Raw genomic sequence first — 9,529 nt, 5'->3', positions numbered from 1 at the left:
CTAACCCGCACCTGTATGGTTATAAAGTTATCAAGGTACTACATTTACCAAGCGGCTAATCCTCTAAACGTCTTACTGTCTAGTTTCTAGCCAACGAATCGCACCACACCCTACACCCTGCCCCTAGGAAAAACTTTTTCAGCAGACCCTACTTAGTGCTGTGTATAGAGAAGTTGCGAATTGTTAACCCTAGCTTTGCTAGGAAAATAAAATGTGATATTGTGACCCCAAGGCCGTGAAAAACGGCCAGGTTTTCAGTTTTTTTAAACATCAGGTCGCTACATTCTACAGCTATTTTCGCTCAAAAAAAAACGATTTTCTAGGCATTTCTATGACTTATCTTGTTGAACATCCTTCTACAACCTTTTATTCCTATACCGATACGGGGGTCGATCCCCTGAAAACCGCTCACGGAGTTTATATCACGGTTCACGGACATTTTTACCAACCACCGCGAGAAAATCCCTATCTAGACAGAATTGAACGGCAACCGAGCGCCCATCCCTTCCACAATTGGAATGAACGCATCCATCACGAGTGTTATCGTGCCAATGCTTTTGCGCGCATTTACAATGACCGGGGGGAAGTGATCAAAATAGTCAATAACTACGAATATCTCAGCTTTAACATCGGGGCCACCCTCATGTCATGGATGCAATCCCATGATCCCGAAGTTTACCAACGCATCCTGACAGCGGATCAAAAAAGTTGTCAACGCTTAAACGGTCATGGTAACGCCATCGCCCAGGTCTATAATCATATCATTCTGCCCCTAGCCAACAAACAGGACAAATACACCCAAATTCGCTGGGGAAAAGCCGATTTTCAGCATCGTTTCGGTCGCGATCCCGAAGGAATGTGGTTAGCGGAAACAGCCATTGATTTAGCCACAGTGACAGCTTTAATCGATGAAGGGATTAAATTCACCATTTTAGCCCCTTCCCAGGCCCTGCGCTGTCGTCCTTTCCCTAGCGACCATGATCCCCATCCCCAATGGCACGCAGTGGCCGGAGGTCAAATCGATCCCACCCGTCCCTATCGCTGTTACATCCCCGATGGTCGTTATCTGGATATTTTCTTCTACGATGGTCCAATTTCTCGCGATATGGGCTTTAATGATGTCCTAGCCAGCAGTGATTTTCTCGTCGGTCGTCTGGGACAAGCAATTAAAGGGGATCATCGTCCCTCCCAGTTAATCAGCGTCGCTACCGATGGGGAAACCTTCGGCCACCACAAACAGGGGACAGAGAAGTGTCTTAGCTATGCTTTTACGGAATCTTTCCCTAAAAACGGCTGGACAGTCACCAATTTCGCCCATTATCTCAGTATTTGCCCCCCCACTTGGGAAGTGGAATTAAAACCCGTGACCGCGTGGAGTTGCGTCCATGGCGTAAATCGTTGGCAGGATGACTGTGGTTGCGGGGGAGGGGGAAATTACCAGCAAAAATGGCGTAAACCCCTGCGGGAGTCCCTAAATTGGCTCAGAGATGAGTTGATTAAGGTCTATGAGATTCAGGGACAGGAATTTTTCCGGGATCCTTGGCAGACAAGGGATGACTACATTGCAGTTATTTTAGATCGATCCCCAGACGCAATCGAACATTTCCTCGCCCTGCATCAAAGTCGCAACCTGAGTAAAAGCGAGAAAATCGATGCTTTGCGTTTATTAGAAATGCAAAGACAAGCTTTATTGATGTTTACCAGTTGTGGCTGGTTTTTTGAGGAAATTTCTCGACCTGAAGGTACGCAAATTTTGAGATATGCTGGCCGGTCCCTGGAATTAGCTGGAGAAGTGGCTGGAATTCAATTAGAAATGAATTTCCTCAGTCGTCTAGCTTTCGCTCCCAGTAACGTTAAGTTATATCAAGATGGGGCCGATGTCTATCGACAATTGGTCACTTCTGCGCGGGTCGATTTGGAACGGGTGGCGGCCCATTACGCTATTAGTTCCCTATTTACCAATTATCCTAGTCATCATCGGATTTATTGTTACAATACCCGTCAATTAGATTATCAAAAACAAGCGATCGGGTCTTTAACTTTAGCAGTGGGACAGGTGGAATTAACCTCGGAAATTACCCAAGAAAGTGAACATTTTGTCTTTGCTGTTCTACATTTAGGAGGTTGGGATTTTTACTGCTGCATTCAACCGTTTAACAGTCGGTTAATCTATACCAATCTTAAGGATCATCTCTTTGAATCTTTACAACAGGCCAGTGTTTCGACCATGATCGTAGAAATGGGGCGCGGATTGGGAGAAAACTTCTTTGCTTTACCCCATCTTTTTGCCGATGAAAGACACCGAATCATGCAGAAGGTGACAGCCGAAACTAAAAAACGTCTCGATCAATTATACACCCAAGTTTATCGGGATAATTACGGCATTTTAGCGGCTTTCCAACGGGATGAGCTGCCCGTACCTCAAGAGTTACAGGTAGCGGCCGATATTGCCATTTCTCACCGTTGTTTACAGGTGATTACTGCCCTAGAAAAAGATTTTGAGCAGCGGCAAGCAACGGAAAATAATCTCGATCAATTATTTGCTATTGCTAAGGAAGCCAATCATTTACACTGTCAATTAAACATCCCCGAAGCGCGTCAAATCTTAGAAAGTCTGCTCTGGCAATCTCTTGGGAAATTATTACACGATGGTGATCCTTTAACGGCGGAGGAGGATACTCGCTTAATCACCCGTTTAATTGAAGTTAGCCAACAATTAAAGCTAGGATTATCCCTCGATCGCTCTCAGGAATTATACTATTATTACTTCCATGGTCGTCTAGTTCTTAATTCTTTGCGGTCCAATTCAATAGATGCTGCCTGTCCCTGGCCGATGACTCAATTAAAATGGTTATTACTATTAGGACAGGTGTTAAAAGTTGATGTGAGTATTTGGCTGTAAAATCAGTCAAAGGGTGGGCAATGCTCACCCTTTGATGATTAAGTGGGTTAGGCGATGATTGCCCTGGAACTCAGGTTAACCCAGAGACTAAACCCTTAGATTTATAATGGATCATAAGTCTCTCATCGAAGGTTTACATGACTATCACGCCGATTTATGCCGCCTCAGCCGGCACAGCAACCCAGTATCCCGATGCTTTTGGGCGTTTTGGACGCTACGGGGGCAAATACGTCCCAGAAACCCTGATGCCAGCCTTAAGTGAACTAGAAACGGCCTATAATCAGTATCAAGACGACCCCGATTTTCAAGAAGAATTAAATCAACTGCTCAAGGATTACGTCGGTAGACCCAGTCCCTTATATTTTGCCGAACGTCTCACCGCCCATTATGCCAAAGCTGACGGCACTGGGGCGCAAATTTACCTAAAACGTGAAGATTTAAACCATACCGGGGCCCACAAGATTAATAACGCCCTCGGTCAGGTTTTATTAGCCAAACGCATGGGTAAAAAGCGAATTATCGCCGAAACTGGGGCAGGACAGCACGGCGTGGCCACCGCTACGGTTTGCGCTCGTTTTGGTCTAGAATGCGTGATTTATATGGGAATTCACGATATGGAACGCCAAGAACTCAATGTTTTCCGCATGAGACTGCTTGGCGCGACGGTGCAACCCGTGGCCGCCGGGACAGGAACCCTGAAAGATGCCACCTCGGAAGCGATTCGCGACTGGGTAACGAATGTGGAAACCACTCACTACATCCTTGGTTCTGTGGCAGGTCCCCATCCCTATCCGATGATGGTGCGCGATTTTCACGCGGTTATCGGTCAAGAAACTCGTCAGCAAAGTCTGGAAAAATGGGGCGGTTTACCGGATATTCTCCTCGCTTGCGTGGGGGGTGGTTCTAATGCTATGGGTTTATTTCATGAGTTTGTTAAAGAAACTGCCGTGCGTTTAATTGGTGTTGAGGCCGCCGGAGAAAGTATCGCTTCTGGAAAACACGCCGCCACCCTTACCCAAGGTCAACCGGGGGTTCTACATGGAGCAATGAGTTATTTATTACAAGATAGCGAAGGTCAAGTTATCGAGGCCCACTCAATTAGTGCCGGTTTAGATTATCCCGGAGTCGGGCCAGAACATAGCTTTTTAAAAGATAGTGGTCGCGCCGAATATTACAGTGTCACCGACAAGGAAGCACTAGAAGCTTTTCAACGAGTTTCCCGTTTAGAAGGGATTATTCCAGCCCTAGAAACTGCCCACGCTTTAGCCTATTTAGAAACTCTTTGCCCACAAGTAACTGGTAGTCCTCGCATTGTTATTAATTTCTCCGGACGGGGTGATAAAGATGTGCAATCGGTGGCTAAATATTTATCGATGAATGGTTAACCTTTAGCCTTTTCAGTGAGCAGTTATCAGATTTGAGTATTAAGTGATCCCCCCCTGCCCCCCTTAATAAGGGGGGGCTGACCTACTTATTAAATGGCGGTTTCTTGCTGTCTTTTCACTTTTGATTAATTACTATTTACTGAGCCATGAAAATGCTACCTACTCCCCGTCTCATCACTGATAACTGCTTACTGTTTACTGATAACTGGTAAATCAGAGGGATAAGCTATTGTGCATCTAAATTTGATATTCGTTTTGAACCGTTCCCTGTTCCGGACTAGCTGAATTTGATATCCTCTTCGGGGTTCTTGAGCGGTTTCCCAGCTGCCTTAACAGATTTACTCTGTTCTGGTCTTAGAGTCGCTCTAAGTGGCACTTTCTAGCATATATCGTGCAAATGCGCTAGTATTTAACAGTAAAGCCAACCTAGAACGACGGGGTTTCTGACCCAATTTTTCGATGAAAATTCTTCAGATTGTTCCTTCGATTTCCCTTGTTTATGGTGGCCCCAGTCAAATGGTACTCGGTTTGTCAGCGGCCTTGGCGCAACTAGGCCAAGAGGTGACTATTATTACCACCGATTCCAATGGTGACACGGGACAAGCACCCCTAGATGTGCCTTTAGGGGTCCCTGTTAGTCAAAATGGCTATCAAATCTATTATTTTCGCTGTTCTCCCTTTCGACGCTATAAATTTTCCCTTGATCTGTTTACTTGGTTGGCTAATAGGGCAAAAGATTACGATATCGCCCATATTCATGCTTTATTCTCCCCGGTGAGCAGTATATCGGCTTCGATCGCTCGTTATCATCAACTGCCCTATATTCTCCGTCCCCTAGGCACCCTCGATCCGGCAGATTTGCAAAAAAAACGGCAACTTAAACAAATATATGCCAATTTTCTGGAAAAACCCAATTTAGCGGCGGCGGCGGCAGTTCATTTTACCAGTCAGCAGGAGTGTCAAACTGCCGAAAGATTTAATATAAAAACTAAGGATATTGTCATCCCCCTAGGGGTAGATTTTTTTAACCCACAAGCTTTACCAGTAACGGGTTTTGATCTTCCCGAAAATAAACCGATCATCCTCTATATGTCCCGTCTTGATCCGAAAAAAGGTCTAGATTTATTGCTGCCCAGTTTAGAAAGGTTGTTAGAAAAAGGCCTAGATTTTCATTTTGTCTTAGCAGGAGGCAATCCCCAGGACCGGGAGTACGAAAATCGGATTAAAAATCAGATCGAGCGGTCAATATTGGGCAAAAATACGACGATTACCGGATTTGTCACTGGAGAAGTCAAAAATAGCCTCCTCGCTAGGGCCGATTTATTTGTTTTACCTTCCTACTATGAAAATTTTGGCATCGCAGTGGCAGAAGCTATGGCTGCCGGAATTCCCGTGGTTATCTCCGACCGGGTGGATCTGCATCCTGCGGTAGCAGCAGCGGCTGCGGGATGGGTGACAGCTTGTCAGCTTGAGGATTTAACTAATACTTTGGCAACGGCTATCACTCATCCTGAAATTCGCCAACAAAGGGGGAAAAATGCCAAGGATTTAGTCTTAAATCAATATAGTTGGTCGGCGATCGCTGAACAGCTGTTAACTGTCTATGAAAATCTAGACAGACGGATTAAGATTTAGGCCATGAGGATAACCAGCACTAAAAATGCCAGTAGGGTTAAACCTGATTGCAGAAAGACGGGAAGCGCAAAAGAGTTCATAACAGTAGCTCACTTTTCTAGGGATGGCTCTATTTCCACTATACGCTTTCATCTCCGCTAATTCCTCATATTTCCGTCCGTAATGTCATCATCTCATCATTTAAGTAGGTAGGCGTTAAAAATTATCAGACACCACCCTTATCAAGGGGGGACTATAGGGTAGGGTTGATTCATGAATCAACCCTACTATGAATCAACCCTAGTACTAAGGGGGGATCGAACCTAAAATCCATTTTTAATTTAATTATAACCAGCTACTTATTCATCCCATAGGAGAATTTGAGTTCACTTGTACTGCATTTAAACTGGGTAGGGAGCATTTTAATACAAATGTACGGAACTTGGTCACTCCTCACCCTGTTCACTTAAGTTTCAGCGTCGTGATTATAATTAGGGAATGATAGAAATTCTTAGGCAATAGGATCACATCAGTGTTGATAAATCATCTTTTCTTCGGCGCTTTCCTACCTCTTGATACTCTCCTGTCCACCCAGGGGATTATGGTTATGCTTCTGGCCGCTTATGCTTTAGCCATGTGGATGTTTCTAACTAGCGCCCCAAAAGTTCATACAATCATGGTGACAGATTTGGAGACAGCCCGACAATTTTATGAAGGACTTTTAAATTTACCCACGGCCGATGTCCCCCTCCATTACTATTACAATTATGAGCAGACGATGGGCAATAATATGATTGACCCATTTTATATGTCTAGTAATCCGGCTGTGACTACTGCCAACCCTTCTTTGGGAGATCAACCCCAGGGTTTATGGTATCAGTTAAAGAAAAATACCCAACTGCACATCGTTGCTGGGGCAACCGCGGGTTATAAGGATCGTCATCGTCACGTTTGTTTTGATCACGATTGTTTAGAACAAATTCTGATGCGGGTGGAATCACGACGCTTAAAGTATAAAGTTCGTCGCAATAAACCTTTAAATTTTTTGGTCAAAGATAATGCTGATCGCGTGATTGAAATGGCCGAAGTCTCGAATTAGTTAACGTTAATTAGATTGGGGGCAACTATAACGGTAAATAACTAAACTTATGAATGCTCAACTGCTCACAATCGTTTTAATTTCTTTAGGGGTAGGTATTGGTTTGGCCATTCTACTCCTAATTTTAGTCAAGTTAAGACGCTGCAACCAACAGGTAAATAGTATCGTCGATTATCACTCTCTCATCGGTTTAATCGGAGTTGTTCAAATCCCCTTCGATAAAAATAGCAAGGGGAAAGTGCGAGTTAATGTCGGGGATAGTCTGATCGATATAGTAGCGATAACGGAAGGGGAAGAACAATTTAATGTCGGGGATAAAGCATTTATCCTCAATTGCCAGGACAATAAAGTTTTAGTCATTGCGGAAAAGTATATCAGAGGCGATTTGTAATTTCTTCTAAACCAAAGGGTAACTAACTATGAATAGTCAAAATAATTCCTATCTCATCCAAATCAATCCCAATCAATACGACAACAATAATAACAACAGTGCTGGCAATTTATTGTTGAATAGTGTTCCCATCGCTTTATTGATATTTCTGGGGATTGGTGCGATTTGGTTTATCAATTCTTTTTTGTGTATTTGCAAACCCAATGAAGTAGTGATCCTGAGTGGGATGAAACGCAAATCAAAAGATAGACAGGATGTGGGGTATCGAGTGATATCGGGGGGTCGGGCGATTCGTATTCCAATTTTAGAAACCGTTAAACGCATGGATGTCACCACAACCCCGATCAGAATTGAGATTAAAAATGCCTATTCTAAGGGCAATATTCCCCTGAATATAGTGGCCATTGCTAACGTGAAAGTTAGTTCTAAACCTGAAATAGTCGGCAATGCGATCGAACGTTTTTTAGATCGAGATCGAGAAGAAATTATTCGCGTAGCTAAAGAAACTTTAGAAGGAAACTTGCGGGGTGTAGTCGCAACAATGACCCCCGAACAAGTGAACGAAGATCGCTTACAATTTGCCGAAAGTATTACCAGTAACGTCAGTCAAGACCTGTTTAAACTCGGTTTAGAAATTGATACTCTCAAAATTCAAAATGTTGCCGATGACGTGGATTATCTTAACTCCCTCGGACGGGAAAGAATCGCTTTAGTCATGCGTGATGCTGAAATTGCTGAATCAAATGCCCTCAATGAAGCTGAACAAATAGTCGCGGAATGTGAGGAACAGGCAACCGTAGCTAAAACCCGCGATCAAATTATCATTTTAGAGCAAGAAAACGAATTGAGAAAGTTAAAGGCAAAACTGGAACAACAGGCTAAATCGGAAGAAGAAATAACTATCGCCGCCGCTAAGGAAAAACGTGCTATAGTTGAGGAAAAATTGCAACAGGTCAGAGCAGAATTGGAAAGATTACGTCTCCAAGCAGATCAAGTTTTACCCGCAGAAGCGCAGCAGGAAGCTGAAACTTTCCGCGCTAGAGGACAAGCGGCAATTTTTGAAGAAAATGCCAAAGCTGAAGCCTTGGTTAACGAATTGTTTGCGGAAGTCTGGCAAAACACCGGCAGCGAAGCAGAGGCAATTTTCTTGATTCAACAGTTAGAAACTATCCTGGAGGAGGCGATTAAAATTCCTAAACGCTTACACCTCGATCGAGTTAATATCGTTGATAATGGTGATGGTAAGTCCCTCGCTGCTCTGATCAAAGTCTATCCCGAAATCGTCAATCAATTCCTCGCCAGTGTCCATCAAACCCTCGGTATTGATGTGGTCGGAACTCTCACCAATAAAATTGAAAAATAGCAGTCAGAAAACACAATAGCCTGATTTTGGCGATAGATTGCTACCTGTTGACTAATGGGAGCAATTAACCAGCCCAGTCTTAAGCCACTATCAAGATATTCCTGCATTTTTGCTTAGAGTTAACTTAAAGAATCAGTGCGCGACCTTAATTAGGGTTTGCGGCAAAAAGTTTGTTGGTGGGGTTAGGAGTCGGTCGTCGGTCGTCAGTAGCCGGTCGTTTCAGGCTTTGTTGCCCTCTCTTTTCGTACGAGCTTATGTACTATAAGTAGTCATGCAAAATTAATTACCTGCCCGATCGAGCTAAAACCCTTACGGGGCAATGATCGTCATGTGTAAATAATTTTGCCTAGGTACTTAAGAAGGATAATGCAAGGTTTTTGAGGGTCTCAATCCGATTTTCGCAGCATGAACATCGGATTTTAACAGGTCAAAAGCCTTATTTTAAAAGGGTTTTACCATTATTCAGCAAGCCCTATGTATTGTCAACTTAAAGAATTTTGTGCTAACATACTGACACTCAGTCAAGCAGTGTCAAAATGTTTGTACTAGAATACAAAGTCAAGCCAAAACCTAATCAAATAGAAGCCATTAACGAAGCAATACGGACAACCCAATTTGTTCGGAATAAAGTCCTGCGTTATTGGATGGATAATCCAGGTGTTGGCAAAACAGAGTTATTTCGGTACAACACAGCATTAAGGAAAGAGTTTAAATTTGTTGATGATTTAAACTCCCATGCTTGCCAGACTGCCGTAGAAAGAACCTTGCGGGCAAT

6 protein-coding genes and 1 pseudogene are annotated in these 9,529 nt (G+C 43.6%); all 7 read left to right on the top strand.

Annotated features, from left to right (window positions below):
• Nucleotides 1-331: 331 nt before the first annotated feature.
• Complete coding sequence (locus EWV66_RS15655) at nt 332-2,902, top strand: DUF3536 domain-containing protein (protein WP_287109061.1); 2,571 nt, start codon at nt 332-334, stop codon at nt 2,900-2,902.
• Nucleotides 2,903-3,039: 137 nt separating this feature from the next.
• Entirely contained in the window at nt 3,040-4,287 is a 1,248-nt protein-coding gene (gene trpB, locus EWV66_RS15650) for a tryptophan synthase subunit beta (RefSeq protein WP_287109060.1), read from the top strand.
• Nucleotides 4,288-4,746: 459 nt separating this feature from the next.
• Nucleotides 4,747-5,922: a hormogonium polysaccharide biosynthesis glycosyltransferase HpsP gene (hpsP, locus tag EWV66_RS15645; protein WP_052276719.1), complete on the top strand. Its 1,176-nt coding sequence runs from the start codon at nt 4,747-4,749 to the stop codon at nt 5,920-5,922.
• 511 nt (nt 5,923-6,433) lie between these two features.
• Nucleotides 6,434-7,000, top strand: coding sequence for a hypothetical protein (locus tag EWV66_RS15640; RefSeq protein ID WP_002784990.1), 567 nt, complete (start codon nt 6,434-6,436; stop codon nt 6,998-7,000).
• 49 nt (nt 7,001-7,049) lie between these two features.
• Nucleotides 7,050-7,391, top strand: a complete 342-nt coding sequence (locus EWV66_RS15635) for a hypothetical protein (protein ID WP_052276718.1) — start codon at nt 7,050-7,052, stop codon at nt 7,389-7,391.
• Nucleotides 7,392-7,419: 28 nt separating this feature from the next.
• Complete coding sequence (locus tag EWV66_RS15630; protein WP_052276717.1) at nt 7,420-8,754, top strand: flotillin family protein; 1,335 nt, start codon at nt 7,420-7,422, stop codon at nt 8,752-8,754.
• 536 nt (nt 8,755-9,290) lie between these two features.
• A pseudogene (locus EWV66_RS15620) lies at nt 9,291-9,529 on the top strand (RNA-guided endonuclease TnpB family protein); the annotation flags it as partial.

Origin of the sequence: Microcystis sp. M_OC_Ca_00000000_C217Col, assembly GCF_007095585.1 — a bacterium.
Lineage (GTDB): Bacteria > Cyanobacteriota > Cyanobacteriia > Cyanobacteriales > Microcystaceae > Microcystis > Microcystis panniformis.
Note: the sequence above shows the minus strand (reverse complement) of the source record. Positions and strands in the feature narration are given on the sequence as shown.

Coding starts and splice junctions, on each gene's coding strand:
- trpB (WP_287109060.1), top strand. CDS start 3,040: ATGACTATCACGCCGATTTATGCCGCCTCAGCCGGCACAGCAACCCAG.
- hpsP (WP_052276719.1), top strand. CDS start 4,747: ATGAAAATTCTTCAGATTGTTCCTTCGATTTCCCTTGTTTATGGTGGC.
- EWV66_RS15630 (WP_052276717.1), top strand. CDS start 7,420: ATGAATAGTCAAAATAATTCCTATCTCATCCAAATCAATCCCAATCAA.
- EWV66_RS15635 (WP_052276718.1), top strand. CDS start 7,050: ATGAATGCTCAACTGCTCACAATCGTTTTAATTTCTTTAGGGGTAGGT.
- EWV66_RS15655 (WP_287109061.1), top strand. CDS start 332: ATGACTTATCTTGTTGAACATCCTTCTACAACCTTTTATTCCTATACC.